Origin of the sequence: uncultured Arcticibacterium sp. (genome assembly GCF_964021845.1) — a bacterium.
Lineage (GTDB): Bacteria > Bacteroidota > Bacteroidia > Cytophagales > Spirosomataceae > Arcticibacterium.
In genome coordinates this window covers 96,592-113,613 of record NZ_CAXHZC010000003.1, presented here as the reverse complement: position 1 = coordinate 113,613, position 17,022 = coordinate 96,592, and the positions used below count along the sequence as shown (strand labels likewise).

Annotated in this window: 13 protein-coding genes and 1 tRNA gene; 8 read left to right on the top strand and 6 right to left on the bottom strand. The window is 38.0% G+C overall.

The features are described 5' to 3' along the window. Positions 1-56 precede the first annotated feature (56 nt). From AADJ06_RS10000 to AADJ06_RS09985, 4 genes are all read right to left on the bottom strand, one after another. Complete coding sequence (locus tag AADJ06_RS10000; RefSeq protein WP_341226302.1) at positions 57-1,262, bottom strand: DUF2130 domain-containing protein; 1,206 nt, start codon at positions 1,260-1,262, stop codon at positions 57-59. Between the two features lie 2 nt (positions 1,263-1,264). After that, a complete protein-coding gene (locus AADJ06_RS09995) occupies positions 1,265-3,172 on the bottom strand; it encodes a mucoidy inhibitor MuiA family protein (RefSeq protein ID WP_341226301.1) in 1,908 nt (635 codons plus the stop codon). A 183-nt stretch (positions 3,173-3,355) separates the two neighbouring features. Then, positions 3,356-4,213, bottom strand: a complete 858-nt coding sequence (locus AADJ06_RS09990) for a fumarylacetoacetate hydrolase family protein (RefSeq protein ID WP_341226300.1) — start codon at positions 4,211-4,213, stop codon at positions 3,356-3,358. Between the two features lie 14 nt (positions 4,214-4,227). Then, positions 4,228-5,004: a glucose 1-dehydrogenase gene (locus tag AADJ06_RS09985; RefSeq protein WP_341226299.1), complete on the bottom strand. Its 777-nt coding sequence runs from the start codon at positions 5,002-5,004 to the stop codon at positions 4,228-4,230. A 149-nt stretch (positions 5,005-5,153) separates the two neighbouring features. Between AADJ06_RS09985 and AADJ06_RS09980 the strand changes: the two genes are divergently transcribed. From AADJ06_RS09980 to AADJ06_RS09970, 3 genes are all read left to right on the top strand, one after another. Then, a tRNA-His gene (locus tag AADJ06_RS09980) sits at positions 5,154-5,227 on the top strand. Positions 5,228-5,355: 128 nt separating this feature from the next. Further along, positions 5,356-7,260, top strand: a complete 1,905-nt coding sequence (locus tag AADJ06_RS09975) for a sialate O-acetylesterase (RefSeq protein ID WP_341226298.1) — start codon at positions 5,356-5,358, stop codon at positions 7,258-7,260. A 46-nt stretch (positions 7,261-7,306) separates the two neighbouring features. After that, positions 7,307-8,119, top strand: a complete 813-nt coding sequence (locus AADJ06_RS09970; protein ID WP_341226297.1) for an SDR family oxidoreductase — start codon at positions 7,307-7,309, stop codon at positions 8,117-8,119. Between the two features lie 59 nt (positions 8,120-8,178). Here AADJ06_RS09970 and AADJ06_RS09965 read toward each other — a convergent pair whose 3' ends face one another. Continuing rightward, positions 8,179-9,369 carry a dipeptidase gene (locus AADJ06_RS09965; protein WP_341226296.1) on the bottom strand — a complete coding sequence of 397 codons (1,191 nt, stop codon included), beginning with the start codon at positions 9,367-9,369 and terminating at the stop codon, positions 8,179-8,181. 197 nt (positions 9,370-9,566) lie between these two features. Between AADJ06_RS09965 and ilvD the strand changes: the two genes are divergently transcribed. From ilvD to ilvA, 5 genes are all read left to right on the top strand, one after another. Then, positions 9,567-11,252 (top strand): dihydroxy-acid dehydratase, encoded by a 1,686-nt coding sequence (gene ilvD, locus AADJ06_RS09960; protein WP_341226295.1) that lies wholly within the window; start codon positions 9,567-9,569, stop codon positions 11,250-11,252. A 21-nt stretch (positions 11,253-11,273) separates the two neighbouring features. Then, a complete protein-coding gene (ilvB, locus tag AADJ06_RS09955; protein WP_341226294.1) occupies positions 11,274-13,013 on the top strand; it encodes a biosynthetic-type acetolactate synthase large subunit in 1,740 nt (579 codons plus the stop codon). Continuing rightward, positions 13,013-13,549, top strand: a complete 537-nt coding sequence (gene ilvN / locus AADJ06_RS09950) for an acetolactate synthase small subunit (RefSeq protein ID WP_341226293.1) — start codon at positions 13,013-13,015, stop codon at positions 13,547-13,549. Before ilvB ends, ilvN begins: the two co-directional genes overlap by 1 nt. A 111-nt stretch (positions 13,550-13,660) precedes the next feature. Continuing rightward, complete coding sequence (gene ilvC / locus AADJ06_RS09945; protein WP_341226292.1) at positions 13,661-14,704, top strand: ketol-acid reductoisomerase; 1,044 nt, start codon at positions 13,661-13,663, stop codon at positions 14,702-14,704. A 100-nt stretch (positions 14,705-14,804) separates the two neighbouring features. After that, complete coding sequence (gene ilvA / locus AADJ06_RS09940) at positions 14,805-16,052, top strand: threonine ammonia-lyase IlvA (protein ID WP_341226291.1); 1,248 nt, start codon at positions 14,805-14,807, stop codon at positions 16,050-16,052. Between the two features lie 245 nt (positions 16,053-16,297). On the opposite strand, the gene AADJ06_RS09935 is transcribed toward ilvA, so the two are convergent. After that, positions 16,298-16,996 (bottom strand): ribonuclease H-like domain-containing protein, encoded by a 699-nt coding sequence (locus AADJ06_RS09935; RefSeq protein WP_341226290.1) that lies wholly within the window; start codon positions 16,994-16,996, stop codon positions 16,298-16,300. Positions 16,997-17,022: the final 26 nt, after the last annotated feature.

The window sequence follows — 17,022 nt, the reverse complement described above, 5'->3', positions numbered from 1 at the left end:
AACGTATTGTTAATAGTTTGTAAATGAGTTAAATGTAGTTCAGTATTTTTTGAAAATTATTCTTCGCCATCAGGAAGTTCAAGGGATTTGATACTAGAAATAGAGTTTCCAGCTATCCCTTTTATGCTTCCATACATGTCAATAGTATTACCTATTACTTTCTCTATTTGCACTTCACGTTCTTTCCATATACGTTGCATGGCTCTTTTTTCACGGTCTAGTTCACTTTTCAAATTAGAGAAACCCTCTACTATCGCCTCCATTTGTTGTTTAAACTGGCTACTGGTAAGAAATGAATAAAGTAAGCTCATTTTATCTGCCTTGTTTTCATTGACAGATTTGGCTTGCTGGGTTCTGATTAATATTTGACGAAGTACAAAAACTAAACCTTTCACTTCATGAAACCCACAAACCCAGACACCGTCTCTTTCGCCAAAACGTTCCATGTCTTTGGGCATAGTTTGCGTGACCAAAACAGCTATTTCGGCTCCTGTTTCTCTTTGGTCGGTTTTTAGTTTTTCAATCCAGTCGCCACCCCAGTTTTGTGTTCTTTTACTTTCAAAAATGATTTTACCACAAATTTGTCCAAACTCATTAATAACGGTCTGGATAGCATCTGCTCCTCTAATTCCTTTTTTTACTTCTTCTATTTCATCATAAGGAAAGGTTCTTCCAAGAATAGACTCTATTTCTAATTCCTGTATTTCGCCTTGAAGCTGCATGGAGCCTTGTTCGGCTTTTCTCTGCATTTCTTTTACTAAGTTCATCTGGTTTTCTAGCTTCTTTTCGTATTCTTTTTTGACCAGCTCAAATTCTTCGTCTTTTTGTTTTTTAGCTTTTTCTTCAATACCTCGGCTACGCTCTAGCATTTCTTTTTCTAGCTTTAACTGCAGCTGCTCCTGTTTAAACTTTAATTCGTTCTCTTTTTTCATTAGCTCAAGCTCCTTCTTTTGTCCATCCAGAATGAGCTGCTGCTTAATTTTGTTATCTTCTTGAAGTGCTTTTAGTTCAGCTGCGTTTTTCTCATCAGCTCGTTTTTTTGCCTCTGTTTGAGCAATAGCCCACATCTTCTTTTTTTCCTCTTGCTCAAATTTAGCTTTGTCTTCTTGAAGCTGCTTTTTATAGAGTTCTAGTTTCTCAGCGTTTTGTTTCTCTTGCTCTGCAAAACGTTTCTTTAATTCAATTTCCATGTGTTTTTGAAGTGCCTCACCGGCATCAAAAACATTTCCACAGTTAGGACAGGTAGTTTGGTTTGGAGTCATGATTAATAGCTTACTGATCCGTTTTTAGGATATTTTATGGTATAACTAAATGGTAATGTTTTTTCAGTAAAAGGTTCAATTTTGTTTAACCATAGGAGTTCACCCGTTTCCTGGTTTTCATTTGCCCCTATGGCAGATTTGTCGTAAATCTCCACTTCTTTAAATTTACTCAAAGGAAATTGGTCTTCTACTAAAATCTTAATTGGAACGCTTTTGGTGTTTCTTATAGAGATTTCATACCCATAGGTATCAATTGCGTTTCCTCCTATGAATTGGTTTTTTGAAAACTGTCTTACAGGTTTTCTCTGAACTTTGACAGCCTGGTCTCTACCCAAAGAAATACTCAAGGTGTCTTTGTTGCTTAGGTCTAAGTCTGTTTTTCCTAAGTAAGTTCCTTCAAAATAAAGACTGGCCTCTCCTTCAATGAGGTTGTACTGCTCCCAGTCGAAAATTCTGGCTGTTAGAAAAGCAACCGGGTCTATTTTGGGTACAGTTTTATATTCAAAGTCGGTAGGAATTTCTAATTCTTTTAACTCTGTCGTGTTTTCTTTTCCATCAGAAAGTAGAGTGAATTTACTGTCTAAAGTAAAGTTTAGGGAAGTAGGTGCTTCGTCTTCTGAGATGAGTTTTTTAGTAATTCTAGATTGTCTGATGCTAGACTCATTTTTAATAGATACTCCGGCTACTCTTCCCAAAAGTGCAGCACCGGTAGTTACCCTTTTACTTTTAGAGGTATAACCCATAACGGTTACTTCCTCCAAAGCTCGGGTGTCTTCGATGAGGCTAATATCAAAGGGTGAATTAGCTGCATTTAAATTCTGTGACTCAAATCCTACAAAACTAATAGAAAGGATGTTGGTCTTCTTTTGTAGGTCTGGCGGGATGTTTAATCTAAAAAAACCGTTTTCATCTGTGGTAGTACCTAGAGAGGTGCCCACTATAGTTATACTTGCTCCTGGAAGTGGTAGGTTTTGAGAGTCTTTTACTATTCCCCACACTTGAGTTCTGTCATTGTTTAGGACTTCTTTTTTATTAAAGTAGTCACTATATGAATTGTTTTCTCCCCAATACCATTTTTTTAAACTTGGAATGTTTGAACTGTTTTTTGGAGAGGTATTACTGAGGGTAAGTTTGATGTCTTTCCAGTCCTCTCCGCTGTATTGGTACACCTTTGCTTTATATAACAGACTTATTGGCTCTGTAATTTTGGTAGCTTTGATATCATAGCTCGGTGTCCAGCCTGCATTTTTGACGAAGTAGGAAATAGTCAGCTTTTGATTCTTGACCGGAGCTTTCGTTTTCAAAACAAGGATAATTTCGGCTAATTGATTTTCCTTTTTCTGACTTAAAGTATTAATCGTAATATTGTTTTTTCTGACTTCTCCTTGTAAAGAGTCAAGTTTCTGACTAAGTTCAAACCTTTGAGTTAGTATGAGCTTCATTCTTTCTCTGAAATAATCAGCGGTAACTTTAAGGTCTTCAGGCTTCATACCTGAATACGTTCCGCCTACGGTTTGATTTGCCAAAAGTAGTTCCTCCTCCCTTTTAAGTAAGGTTAAGTCCACCTTAAGGATTTCAAACTGTTCATTGATTTTCTTATTGGCATCATTCACTTTCTTTGTTGCCTGAATGACCGTGCTATCACTTTGCAGGCTCATTTGATGCGACAGGGAAGCAATATTAATGTTTAAGTCAGTGGAGACCTTGATGCTACTTTTGTCTATTTCAGGTGAAATACCCTTAAAAACTAAGGTGTTCTCTCCTCCATTTAGGTCAATTTCGGCCTCTCTCGATATTTGTGCACCAGAAAAATAAAGATTGACCTTTGAGATCTTAGTGTTAACTTTTACTTCCTGACCAATTGCTAATAATGGAAGCGTAAATAAGAAAAGTAGAATGTGTTTTTTCATAGAGTTATGATGTTAGTGGAGTTTTGACGGCTGTTTTTGCAATATAGTGAATTACTCAAAACGAGTTGATTAAGAAAGTGCTTAAGGCAAAGTTTATAAATAGGCACTCTTAAATTTAGAAATTGTAAAAAAAGAAAGTCCGCCACAACAATTGGCAGACTTTCCTGTAAAACTATTCTAAATTTATTTGGAATAAGCCACCGCAGTTTGGGTTTGAACACCAAGACCTTCTATGCCTAATTCTATTTTATCACCAGCTTTTAAATATTTAGCAGGCTTAAAACCTAGTCCAACTCCTGCTGGCGTACCTGTAGAGATAACGTCACCAGGTAATAGAGTCATGTAATTGCTCAAATAGCTTATAATTTCATCAATATAGAAAATCATATCGTCCGTATTAGAGTCTTGAATTTTGTCACCATTCAGTTTTAACCAAAGATTTAGTTTCTGAGGGTCAGCTATTTCATCTGCTGTAGCCATAAATGGCCCAAGAGGAGCAAATGTGTCATTTGATTTTCCTTTTACCCACTGTCCGCCATGTTCTAGTTGAAAGGCTCTTTCACTATAATCATTATGTAAGCAGTATCCAGCTACATAATCCATGGCGTTTGCTTTGTCAACATAAGAGGCTTTTTTCCCAATAACTACAGCTAATTCTACTTCCCAATCTGTTTTTTCAGAATTTCTAGGAATAACTACATCATCATTTGGACCACATAAGGCAGATGTTGCTTTGAAAAATACTACTGGCTGCTCGGGGTTTGCCATGCCAGACTCTGCTGCATGTTTGGCATAATTTAAACCTATGCAAACTATTTTGGATGGTCTAGCTATGCAGGAACCAAGTCTTGTATTTGGAGCTAAAATAGGGCAAGAACTCTGATTAGAACTTAGCCATGTGGCCAATCTATTTATTCCATCTGTTTCAAAGAATTTTTCATTGAAGTCTTCGCCAAAAGCAGAAACATCTAACGAGCTGTTGTCATCAGAAATTATTCCTGGCTTTTCGTTTCCTAGCTCTCCGTGTCTTATTAATTTCATTTTGGTTGTTTAAATTATGGTGTATTGAGTGTTAAAAAACCTCCGTCAATAGGATAGTCTGTTCCAGTGGCAAAGGCGGCGTCATTTGAAGCAAGATAAACAGCTAGAGCGGCCACCTCGGATGGTTTTCCCATTCTGCCTATTGGCTGAGTTTTTGACAATTCTTCAAACATTTCCTCCTGTTTTTCTGGATATTTATTTTTTATAAAACCATCTACGAAGGGCGTATGAATTCTTGCAGGCGAGATGGAATTGCAGCGAATATTATAGCCTACGTAATCTTTTGCAACTTGAAGGGTCATTGTCTTGATGGCACCTTTGGATACAGAATATGCAAATCTATCTACCAAGCCTACAGTTGCGGCTACCGAGGCCATATTGATAATTACACCCCCACCATTTTCTTTGAAATGAGGAATTAGGCAGTGGATACAATTATAAACTCCTTTTATATTGACATTATAAATTTTGTCCAAGTCTTCCTCGGTAGTGGTTTCGGCGGTGCCAATATGTGCTACACCGGCATTATTTACCAGAATATCAATGGGAGAGACAATTTTAATTTTATCAATTGTCTTTTGAACATCAGCTTGTTTTGAAACGTCTACTTTATGACAATAGGCCGTTCCGCCTGAGGCAATAATTAGGTCTGCCTCTCTTTCGGCCAAATTCAAATTGAGTTCGAAAATGTGGACAATTGCCCCTTGTTTTGCGAAACTTCTTGAAATCTCAAGTCCAATGCCGCTGGCTCCTCCTGTTATTATGGCTACTTTTTTATCTAATCTAAACATCTTGGGTTATTTTGATGCGTGTGCAATTTAGGTATCCTTTACAGAAAAATGACAAAGGATTTTTTAAGATTAATTAGTTTGAAAATTATTGAAAATAGCTCTTGCAGAATTTAAGTATTCAATTTACCTTTGCACTCCGTTTGAAAATGGAGGTTATAGCTCAGCTGGTTAGAGCATCGGTTTGTGGTGCCGAGGGTCGTGGGTTCGAACCCCATTAGCCTCCCGTTTTTAGCAGGTCTTTTTAGACCTGCTTTTTTTATGACTAAATTTTAGATTCTATTGGGTTCGGGAAACCTCTAATTTGTTTAAAATCAGTTAAATTTGGAAATATAATTTGCTTAAAGAGCCGTATTGGGAAAGAAACTTATATTGACAGTTATTTTTTTTCTAACCGCCTATTCTGGGTCGGGTCAGAATGTGTTCTACAATTTTCCCAAAAATTATCAATTCTATGAAAGGGATTCTTTGGGTTTTTCAGCTGTCAATATTTTTGGGAGTGTAACGGATGAGAGCTACAAGGCCATAAAGCTTACGATTCTTCAAAATGGCAAGTCTTATTTCAGTGAAAAGCATGATTTAGAGGGAGATAAAAAGTTTTCATGGAATACCTCGCTTGTTTCGGGTTTGTTTGAGTACGATTTTGAATTAAAGCTATTTCTAGAAAATGATTCTTCTTCCGTTGCTTCGGCGTCAAAAGTCCTTAGTGGAGATACTTATTTAATATATGGGCAGTCGAACGCTGTAGCGGGTTGTTGTTTTGATATGGTAAGGAGTGAAGTCGACGATACTTTTTTAAGAAATTATGTTTTTGACCATTTTGACCCAAATTCCACTAACAATGGTTGGCATGACTTGGGTGTTGAGTTTAATTGGCCGGGTGTAATAGGAAGCAGAATTGCTGAAAATATTATTAGAGAAAATCATATTCCTGTACAAATAATAAATGGAGCGGTAGGTGGTCAGTCTTTAGAAGCATTGGTTGAACGAGATTTTAATAATCCCGAAAACCCTGAGACCTATTATGGAAGGTTTTTGAAAAGAATTATGGCTAGTAGCTCTTTGAAACCGAAGGGTTTTATTTTCTCGCAAGGAGAGTGGGAATCAGACACTGGGGTGCAAGGTGCTATTGACTCTTATAATGAGCGGTTTAATAAGTTCATTTCAGACTTGAAATCTGATGGAGTGGAACCAAGATATTATTATTTGGTTCAAACCAATATTCCAACAACAAGCTATGTTGAGGAGGCTCCTGCTAAACTTAGAGATATTCAGCGGCAGTTAAAAAAGGATTTTCCCAAAATGAGCATGTATGCCGCATTTGGCAGGGAACTTAGCGGAGATGGCTTACATTACGCAAGAGCTGGTTATGAGGGAATTGCTGATGATATTTTTTTGGGAATAAATAGTGACACTTATGGAGCTCAATTAGGGTCTCCTGTTACCGGTCCTTTGATTCAAAAAGCAGTACTAAGTGATCAGCAGCAAAAAATCACTTTAGTCTTTGATGAAGGGCAAAGTCTAAATGTACAAAATGTTAAGGATTTTGGTCACTATCAGCGAAGAATGAAAGACTATATTTATGATGGAAATGGTGAGCCTTTTATTGATTCTGTTAAAGCAGAAGGGAATGAAGTGGCATTGTATTTTTCTAAAGACTTCGGAAAAGATGCTGTTACTTACCTTCCATCGGTTTTTACGGATTCGTATAGTTTGAATTATAATGGGCCCTTGATTGAGAATCAAAATGGTTTGCCCGCTCTTAGTTTTTCTGAATTTAAAACATGTGAAGCTCTCGATAAACCGATGATTTACTCCTTTAAATCTAATGAAAGTGGTGTTTCTCTTTTTATAGAAAATCAAATTGCTTGTAATGCCTGTACATATGAGGTGTTTGGCAAACCAGAAGGAGCTCTGGCTTTTAAATATTTAGGAAGTTACAAATCTTTAGGCGATTCGCTTTACGTGGATCTTTCTTGGTCTGGAAATTCAAAAAATGTTTCTCTTAAGGTTAAAGTTGTCTCAGATTATTGTCAATCTGATTATACGCATGTAGAAGTAACTAAATGTTCCTTAATGAACTTTAGAGGGATTATGCCTTTAGTTTCGGAGGAGCTAATTAGTGTTGAAGCTTTTAGTCCTATCTTGACTGATAAAAACGAATTGATATTAAACCCATCTAAATTCTGGAAACCTATGTCGGCAACTCAAGGCCAAAGAGCGTTTTATAATAAAATAGGTCAATGCGTTAATAATTGATATTTGACCGAATATGCTACTTTTGTGGCAAACAATTAATTCAAATATGTCTTACGGTTTACTAAAAGGTAAAAAAGGAATTATATCAGGAGCATTGGATGAGAATTCAATAGCTTGGAAAACAGCGATTAAAGCTCATGAGGAAGGTGCTCAAATAGTTTTGACAAATGCTCCTATTGCCATGCGAATGGGTAAAATAAATGAATTAGCAGAGCAAATAGGTGCTGAAATAATACCTGCGGATGCTACATCTGTTGAAGACCTTGAAAATCTATATACTAAATCTATGGAGGTTTTAGGAGGTAAAATGGATTTTGTACTTCACTCTATAGGGATGTCTCCTAACATTCGGAAGGGAAGAGCATATGGAGATTTGAATTATGATTGGTTCTTAAAGAGTATTGATATTTCTGCTCTGTCTTTTCATAAGTTTATGCAGGTTGGTGATAAACTAGATGCATTAAATGAATGGGGTTCTGTAGTTGGTCTTTCTTATATCGCCGCCCAGAAAACTTTCCCGTTTTATACCGACATGGCCGACGCTAAAGCTGTTTTAGAGTCTATTGCTAGAAGTTTTGGTTATAGATTAGGCAAGTCTAAAAAGATAAGAGTAAACACTATTTCTCAGTCGCCTACCATGACTACGGCTGGTTCAGGAATAGGAGGGTTTGATTCTTTCTTTGATTTTGCAGAAAAAATGTCTCCCTTAGGAAACGCAACAGGCGAAAATTGTGCTGATTATATAGTGAGCTTGTTCTCGGATTTAACCAGAATGGTTACCATGCAGAACTTGTACCATGATGGAGGTTATTCTTCAACAGGTATATCGGAAGAAATAATAGAGATGATGCAGAAGTAATATCCTATTAAGATAATATGAAAAGCAGCGTTGCCTAGTAAGGTAACGCTGCTTTCTTTTTATTGAGCAGCCGCATAATCTAATGCAGCTTGCCAAACTCTAAAAAGGTTGCCAGAGCATATTTTTTCAATATCGCTTTCTGAGTACCCTCGCTGTAAAAGAAGTTTGATAATGTTTGGGTAGTCAGAAACATCTTTAAGGCCAGTAGGCAATGAATCACCTACGCCGTCAAAATCAGAACCAAGGCCTACATGGTCAATTCCAGCAAACTTTACTGCTCTGTCAATGTGGTCTACTACTTTTTCTACATCGGAAAACGCTGAAGGGCGAGATTTAATAAACTCTTCAATGATAGGTTTTGCTTCTTCATCTCTTCTTGAAAGTCCTTTTTCGTCTAGAATGGCCTTGAGTAGTTCACCATTCTCGTTTCTGATTTTTTGAATTTCGCCATCAATGAATGTAGAGCCAAAGTTTATCATGACTACACCACCGTTTTCTTTAAGTTTAACTAGCATTTCATCATTCATGTTTCTTTCAAAATCGGGTGTAAAAAACCGTAAAGACGAATGCGAAGCAATAACAGGAACGGGACTGATTTCGATAGTATCATAAAAAGTACTGTCTGATACATGAGAAATGTCAATCATGATGCCTTGTTTGGCCATTTCTAAAACCACTTCTTCGCCATAAGGGCTTAACCCTTGCCATGGCCTTTCTGGGTCGTATGAAGAATCACAAATCTGATTTGCTTTAGAGTGAGTTAAAGTGACATAGCTAATTCCTCTTTTTTTGAAATAGGCAACATCAGATAGCTCTTTTAGTGGAGAGCCATTTTCCATTCCCATTGGTAGGGCAACTTTTCCCTCTTTAAAAATCCGTTGAACATCACTTGGGCTATTTGCTACCTCAAAATATTCTTTGTTTTCATCACTAATGTAGTTGACCATGTCAATCAAACTATCGGCTAGAAGTTTTCCTTCTTCTGAACTGAACCTGGCAGGAATGTAGATAGACATAAATGGTGCATCTAATCCGCCTTTTTTTGCTCTTTCAAAATCAAAGTCGCCGTCTTTTGAGGAGACGGGTATGCCTACAAACTCTTTGGTGAGTTGAAAGTTTTTGACTTTTAGTCTATATGGTAAATCTACGTGTCCATCAGTAATGATAAACTTATGGGCTAGTTCTGTAGCCTTATCTTGTCCGAATGTCAGCATCGGAAGCAAGATGATTAATGCTAGTAATTTTTTCATTTCAAAATTTAATTCAAAAAAACGTAGAAGTGAATCGGCTGATTAGAAAATTTATAGACTAAATCAAAAAAGTGATAAATAGGGCAAAGAGAATAGGAAATTTCTATGAAAAAGGTTGCAAATTATGGCTAGACTGATTTATTTGCCGAACGATTTTAATAATTAGCGAATATTCGCAAATAGCGAAACTTGAAATAATGTCTGAAAATCTTAATAAATACAGCAAAACGCTTACTCAAGAAGTAAGTAACCCGGCAGCACAAGCAATGCTTTATGCCATTGGCATGACAGAAGAGGATATGAAAAAACCTCAAATAGGAATTGCAAGTACAGGTTATGAGGGAAATCCATGTAATATTCATTTGAACGGACTTTCTGTTCATGTGAAAAAAGGCATCCAAGCCAATGATATGGTGGGCTTGATTTTTCATACGATTGGTGTTTCTGATGGTATGACTAATGGAAACGATGGTATGAGCTTTTCGCTTCCAAGTAGAGACATTATTGCAGATTCTATTGAGAACGTAGTAGCGGCTCAGTGGTATGACGGAGTAATAGCTGTAGTGGGTTGTGATAAAAATATGCCAGGAGCTATTATGGCCATGGCGAGGCTGAACCGTCCAGGTATTATGATGTATGGAGGAACGGTAAGAACAGGAAATTGGAAAGGTAAAAAATTAGATATCGTTTCGGCTTTTGAGGCCTACGGCCAAAAAGTAGCAGGTACTATTTCTGAAGAAGACTATAAAGGGGTAATTCAAAATGCAATACCTGGTCAGGGAGCATGCGGGGGAATGTATACTGCTAATACTATGGCCTCTTCTATAGAAGCTTTAGGTTTGAGTATGCCGTATAATGCTACGTACCCAGCCACACACGAAGGGAAAACTCAAGAGTGTATTGACTTAGGTGCTGCTATGAAAAACCTTTTGGAGAAGCAGATTTTGCCAAAAGATATTTTAAGTAGAAAGTCATTAGAAAACGCTTTAACAATAGTAATGGCATTGGGTGGCTCTACTAATGCAGTATTGCATTATTTGGCTATAGCTCATTCTGCAGGAATAGAACTAACGCTTGATGATATTCAAGCAGTTTCAGACAGAACTCCATTTATCGCCGACCTTAAGCCTTCTGGAAAGTATTTTATGGAAGATATTCTAGAGCTTGGTGGTGTGCCAGCTATCATGAAATACCTTCTTAAGAAAGGTTTAATTCACGGTGAATGTTTAACGGTAACTGGTAAAACAGTGGCGGAGAATTTAGAATCTGCACCAGATTTGGATTTTGATGCTCAGTCTATCATAAGACCGTTAGAAAACCCAATCAAACCTTCTGGTCACATTCAAATCATGTATGGTAACCTTGCGGAGAATGGTGGTGTTGCTAAAATTACAGGAAAAGAAGGGACTAAGTTTGAAGGACCTGCTAAGGTTTGTGACAAAGAAGAAGATATGCTAGAGGCTTTTGCCAATGGTGAAATCAAGGAAGGGCAAGTAATAGTAATTAGATATGAAGGCCCGCGTGGAGGACCTGGAATGCCAGAAATGCTTAAACCTACAGCAGCTGTAATGGGTGCAGGTTTGGGAGATAAAGTAGCCATGATTACTGATGGTCGCTTTTCTGGCGGAACACACGGTTTTGTGGTAGGTCATATTTCTCCTGAGGCTTATGAAGGCGGAACACTGGCTTTAGTAGAAGATGGTGATTTGATAACTATTGACGCAGATAGCAGAGAATTAAAACTACATGTTTCTGATGATGTTTTGGCTGAAAGACGTAAAAACTGGAAGCCTTTGACTCCTCCATTTATTGAGCACGGTGTATTAAGAAAATACTATAAAACTGTTTCTCCAGCTCATGAAGGCTGCGTAACAGATAAATAATTCATTTTAAAACAAAGGACCATGGCAACAACAGCAGAAATCATGGAAGAAAAGAAAGTGGAAAGTAAGGCCGAATTTATTTCGGGAAGTCAAGCTCTAATGGAGTGTTTTCTGAAAGAAGGTGTAGATACCATTTTTGGTTATCCAGGTGGAGCCATCATGCCTATTTATGATGCCTTGTATGATTACATGGACAGAATAGAGCATATTCTGGTTCGTCACGAACAAGGTGCCTCTCATGCTGCAGAAGGCTATGCCCGAAGCAGTGGTAAAGTAGGTGTTTGTATGGCCACTTCTGGTCCTGGTGCTACTAACTTGGTAACAGGAATAGCCGATGCTATTATTGACTGTACCCCTATGGTGGCCATTACGGGACAAGTAGCCTCTAACCTTTTAGGAACTGATGCATTTCAAGAAACTGATGTTATTGGAATTACCGCACCGGTTTGTAAATGGAATTACCAGATTGTTGATCCTAACGAGATTCCTGAAATTTTAGCGAAAGCTTTTTATATCGCTAGAGCGGGAAAACCGGGCCCTGTGTTGATTGACATAACGAAAGATGCTCAAATAGCCTTAATGAATAAGCCTTTTGAATACAAAAAGGTGGAAGGCTTGCCAGGCTATCATCCAAGGAAAGTTCCAAAGTTAGAACAAGTTCAAAAAGCCGCAGAGCTAATCAATAACGCAAAGAAGCCATACATCTTAGTAGGGCACGGCGTTTTGATTTCGGAGGCCATGGAAGAGTTCAGGCAATTGGTTGAGCAAGCGGATATCCCTGTAGGAAGCACGCTTCTTGGCTTATCGGCATTGTCAATAGACCATCCTAATTACATGGGTTGGTTAGGTATGCATGGTATGTATGCACCTAATGTAATGACAGATGAATGCGACGTTTTGATAGCTATCGGAATGCGTTTTGATGACCGTGTAACAGGTGATGCTAACCTTTTTGCAAAGCAAGCTAAGATAGTCCACATAGAAGTAGATCCTGCTGAAATTGACAAAATCAAAAGAGCAGATGCACCAGTGGTGGGAGATGCTAAAGAAGCATTAAAACTTCTTAACCCTTTAATAGAGAAAAAAGAGCGTGCCGCATGGAAACAAGAGTTCCGTGATTTAGAGCAAGCCGAGTACGAGGCGGTAACTGCAAGAGACCTAAAAGGAGAAGGTAAAATAAAGATGGCTGAGGTGGTCAGAATGGTTTCTGACAAAACTAAAGGTGAGGCCTGTGTGGTAGTAGATGTAGGACAGCATCAAATGGTCACAGCTAGATATTATGACTTTAAAAAGCCTCATTCTTATATAGCATCTGGTGGGCTTGGAACTATGGGTTTTGCCCTTCCAGCAGCTTTTGGTGCTAAAATGGGTGCTCCTGATAGAGAAGTCATAACTTTTATAGGTGACGGTTGTTTCCAGATGACTATTCAAGAGCTTGGAACCATAGCTCAGAAAGGCTTACCAGTTAAGATAATTATCTTGAATAATAATTTCTTAGGAATGGTACGTCAGTGGCAGCAGCTGTTTTTTGAAAGAAGGTATTCTTTTGTAGAACTACAGAACCCTGACTTTATCACCATCGCCAAAGGCTTTGGAATTCCAGGTCATAAGTGTGAAGAGCGTGGAGACCTTTCATCTTCACTTGACACGCTTTTAAATTCAGAAGGCTCCTATTTATTAGAAGTGGTGGTAGAAAAAGAAGAAAATGTATTCCCAATGGTACCTGCCGGAACCAGTGTTTCAGAAATTAGATTGAAGTAATGAAGACATATACTATATGCGTATTTACAGAAAATAGCATCGGCTTGTTAAACAAGATTACGATTATTTTCACACGCAGAAGATTGAATATTGAGAGTTTGACCGTTTCTGAAACAGAAAGAAAAGGAGTCTCTCGTTTTACCATTGTTATTAAGCATGATCAGCGTGAAGCTGTGGAGAAATTGGTAAGACAAATTAGAAAAGTAGTGGAGGTTTTGGCTGTTTTTGGCTACTTAAATGAGGACATCGTTTATAATGAAATAGCGATGTTTAAAATTCCTACACCTTTAGACTCTAAACCGCTGGACATGGAAACTATAAACCGTGTTCACAAAGCTTATTTAGTTTATTGGGGACTAGATTATATGGTACTTCAGAAGACTGGAACGGAAGAAGAGATTTTTGATTTCTTCAAATACATCAAGCCTTTCGGGATTTTAGAATTCATTCGTTCAGGAAGAATTGCGGTAGGTAAAACGCCTAAAGGGTTAGTAGAATACCTTCCAGAAGAGAAAGAGTGGGAGTATTTAGTATAAGTTAATTAGCAATTTTAATAAGGTTTTTTTGAGTAGTTTTGCTGCTCGAAATGATAGACCGATTTTTATATAGTATCATAACAAGTAAGTTTTACAAATTAGATTTAAATAATGGCAAAGTTAAATTTTGGTGGTGTTGAAGAGGAAGTTGTAACAAGAGAAGAATTTCCTTTAGAGAAAGCAAGAGAAATCCTTAGTGATCAAACTATCGCTGTAATAGGTTACGGTGTACAGGGTCCTGGTCAAGCAATGAACATGAGAGACAATGGTCTTAATGTGATTGTGGGTCAGCGTAAAGGTAAAACGTTTGATAAAGCAGTAGCTGACGGATGGGTTCCTGGCGAAACTTTATTTGAAATTGAAGAAGCTCTTGCAAAGGGTACTATTATCTGTTACTTACTTTCAGATGCGGCTCAAATTGAACTTTGGCCTACAGTAAAGAAGCACCTTACTGCTGGTAAGTCGCTTTATTTCTCTCATGGTTTTGGTATTACTTACAAAGAGAAAACGGGTATCGTTCCTCCTGCAGATGTTGATGTATTCTTAACAGCACCTAAAGGTTCTGGAACATCTCTTCGTCGTTTGTTCGTAGCTGGTAAAGGTTTGAACTCTTCTTTTGCAGTTTACCAAGATGCTACGGGTAATGCTCGTGAGAAATGTATCGCTATGGGTATCGGAGTAGGTTCTGGATATTTGTTCGAAACTAACTTCTATAACGAAGTAACATCTGACCTTACAGGTGAGCGTGGAACTTTGATGGGATGTATTCAGGGAATCTTTGCTGCTCAGTACGAAGTATTGAGAGCGAATGGTCACTCTCCATCTGAAGCTTTCAACGAAACAGTAGAAGAGCTAACGCAGTCACTTATGCCTTTAGTAGCAGAAAATGGAATGGATTGGATGTATGCTAACTGTTCTACAACAGCTCAGCGTGGTGCACTAGATTGGTGGAAGCCTTTCCGTGATGCTACTAAGCCTGTTTTCGAGAAACTTTACGAATCTGTAAAATCTCAAAACGAAGCTGAAATTTCTATCACTCGTAACTCTCAGTCAGATTACCGTGAGAAATTAGAAATCGAATTAGCTGAACTTCGTGACTCTGAAATGTGGAGAGCTGGTAAAACAGTAAGAAGCCTTCGTCCGGAGAATGCTTAAGAGTTTAAACTCGATATAAAAATTGACCAGAAAGGGTTTCGCTCTTTCTGGTTTTTTGTTTTTAAGCTTTTGATATTTGCAGCTTACTTCTTTGTTAATTATGAAACTTCCAGAATTAGATAATATTCATTCGGCTGCTGAACTCCTTTCGGGCATAGTCACGCATACGCCTTTACAGCAAAATCTGAACCTTTCTGAGAAATTTGGTGCCAATATTTATTTGAAACGAGAGGATTTACAGCTGGTGCGTTCTTATAAGCTGAGGGGTGCTTATAACAAAATGGCTACGCTAAGTCAGGATGTTTTAAGCAAAGGAGTAATCTGTGCTTCGGCAGGTAATCATTCTCAGGGCGTAGCATGGGCCTGTCAAAAACTAAGAACAAAGGGCACTATTTTTATGCCCACCACTACACCAAATCAAAAAATTAAGCAAGTTCGCTTTTTTGGAGGTGAGTGGGTAGAAATTAAGTTGGTTGGAGATTCTTTTGATGAGGCATCGGAAGAAGCAAAGGATTATACGCTTAAAACGGGCGGTACTTTTATCCACCCTTTTGACGATTTGCAAGTTATTGAGGGTCAAGGGACGGTTGGTCTTGAGATTTTCGAGGATGCTGATTTTAAAATAGATTATATTTTGTTTGCCATCGGCGGTGGAGGCTTGGCTTCTGGCATTTCTACTGTTTTTAGTCAATTGAGTCCTAAAACCAAGCTTGTTGGTGTAGAGCCATCGGGAGCGGCTGCCATGAAAGCTTCAATTGATGCTGATAAACTTGTTGTGCTGGATGAAATGGACAAGTTTGTGGATGGTGCGGCGGTGGCAAAAGTAGGCGAGATAACCTTTGAGGTTTGCAAGAAAAGCCTATCAAAAATGATTCTTGTCCCAGAAGGAAAGGTTTGCTCAGTAATTTTAGATTTATATAGCGAGGAGGCCATAGTTGCCGAACCAGCAGGAGCATTAAGTATAGCCGCTCTTTCTGAAGTGCAAGATGAAATAAAAGGGAAAAATGTAGTTTGCATTATCGGTGGCGGAAATAATGATATCCTCAGGATGGAGGAAATACGAGAGCGTTCGCTGATATATGAAGGTCTAAAGCATTATTTCATTATTCGTTTCCCGCAAAGGTCAGGAGCTATGAAAGAGTTTTTGGATGATGTTCTTAGCCCCACGGATGATATTGTCTTCTTTGAATACTCAAAAAAAACAGCCAGAGAGAGGGGGCCAGCTTTGGTGGGTATAGAAATTAAAAAGAAAGAAAATTTTAAAGCCTTAATAGAAAGGATGAATAGGGTGGGAATTAAGTTTACCTATATCAATGATAAGCCAGAATTGTTTGAGTTTTTGGTTTAGGTTATTGCGTTTGAAAGAAATATATTGAAGCCCTTCAGGCTTCTTCTTTTCATCGGTTTTTTGTTCTTCTGTTCACATTTAAGCCCTTCGGGCTTGGTTTTTCATTTATGTTCTTTCGGGAAAAATCATCAATGGCGATGCGTCTTTTTGGTGGTATGGGAAGCCTGAGAGGCTTCAAATTGAATAGAAAAAAAGTAAAAATGTTTGTTCTCCAACCCTGAAAGGGTTGAATGCTATTTATAGGGTCAAAGCTTCAAATCCATCCCTCTCATCTTCAAAAGTAACTGAGCCAAAACACCAACATCCCGCCCGCAGTATTCCTTTATCTTTTCTAAATCATTTTCCTCGTGATATACTCTATTAACGTCAGCTCCAGAAATGTCAGATTTACTACTTGGGATATCAAAAACTGCGGCCAATAAATCCAACGAAGTGAATTTCTTATAGTCGCCGAACTTCCATAATTCCATAGTGTCAATATGGTTTATCTCCCATGGTTTTTTACCTGCTAAATCTAAGGCATCGGGAAGTTTAAGGCCATTGATAAGCATTCTGCGAGATAAGTAAGGAAAGTCAAACTCTTTACCATTATGTGCACAAAGCTGAAGGGAATTTTTGGCCTTATGCCTTTCTACTATATCAGAGAATTGCTCTAAAAGCTTTTTTTCAGAACCGGCACTTAAGACTTTAGTCTTTAAGCTTAGCTCTTTTTTTTCATTCATATAAAGGCCACCAATGCCTATACAGATTACCTGACCAAATTCAGAATATATGGCGGCTCGTTCATTGTAAATTTCAGCAGAAGTGAGCGATTCGTCGTTTTTAAGATAGGAGGCTTTTTTGTCCCACAGTGGTTTAAACCTTTCAGGAAGCTCTTCATAGGTTTTATAAAGGGCGGCGGTTTCTATATCTAGAAAAAGAATGTTAAAAAGAAGTGGATCCATGTCTTAAAGATAATAGAATCCCTGAA

Bases quoted from the DNA above. Each gene is read 5' to 3' on its own strand.
- AADJ06_RS09995 (WP_341226301.1), bottom strand. From the start codon at position 3,172: ATGAAAAAACACATTCTACTTTTCTTATTTACGCTTCCATTATTAGCA.
- AADJ06_RS10000 (WP_341226302.1), bottom strand. From the start codon at position 1,262: ATGACTCCAAACCAAACTACCTGTCCTAACTGTGGAAATGTTTTTGAT.
- AADJ06_RS09965 (WP_341226296.1), bottom strand. From the start codon at position 9,369: ATGAAAAAATTACTAGCATTAATCATCTTGCTTCCGATGCTGACATTC.
- ilvC (WP_341226292.1), top strand. From the start codon at position 13,661: ATGGCAAAGTTAAATTTTGGTGGTGTTGAAGAGGAAGTTGTAACAAGA.
- AADJ06_RS09985 (WP_341226299.1), bottom strand. From the start codon at position 5,004: ATGTTTAGATTAGATAAAAAAGTAGCCATAATAACAGGAGGAGCCAGC.
- ilvA (WP_341226291.1), top strand. From the start codon at position 14,805: ATGAAACTTCCAGAATTAGATAATATTCATTCGGCTGCTGAACTCCTT.
- ilvD (WP_341226295.1), top strand. From the start codon at position 9,567: ATGTCTGAAAATCTTAATAAATACAGCAAAACGCTTACTCAAGAAGTA.
- ilvN (WP_341226293.1), top strand. From the start codon at position 13,013: ATGAAGACATATACTATATGCGTATTTACAGAAAATAGCATCGGCTTG.
- AADJ06_RS09935 (WP_341226290.1), bottom strand. From the start codon at position 16,996: ATGGATCCACTTCTTTTTAACATTCTTTTTCTAGATATAGAAACCGCC.
- AADJ06_RS09990 (WP_341226300.1), bottom strand. From the start codon at position 4,213: ATGAAATTAATAAGACACGGAGAGCTAGGAAACGAAAAGCCAGGAATA.
- AADJ06_RS09970 (WP_341226297.1), top strand. From the start codon at position 7,307: ATGTCTTACGGTTTACTAAAAGGTAAAAAAGGAATTATATCAGGAGCA.
- ilvB (WP_341226294.1), top strand. From the start codon at position 11,274: ATGGCAACAACAGCAGAAATCATGGAAGAAAAGAAAGTGGAAAGTAAG.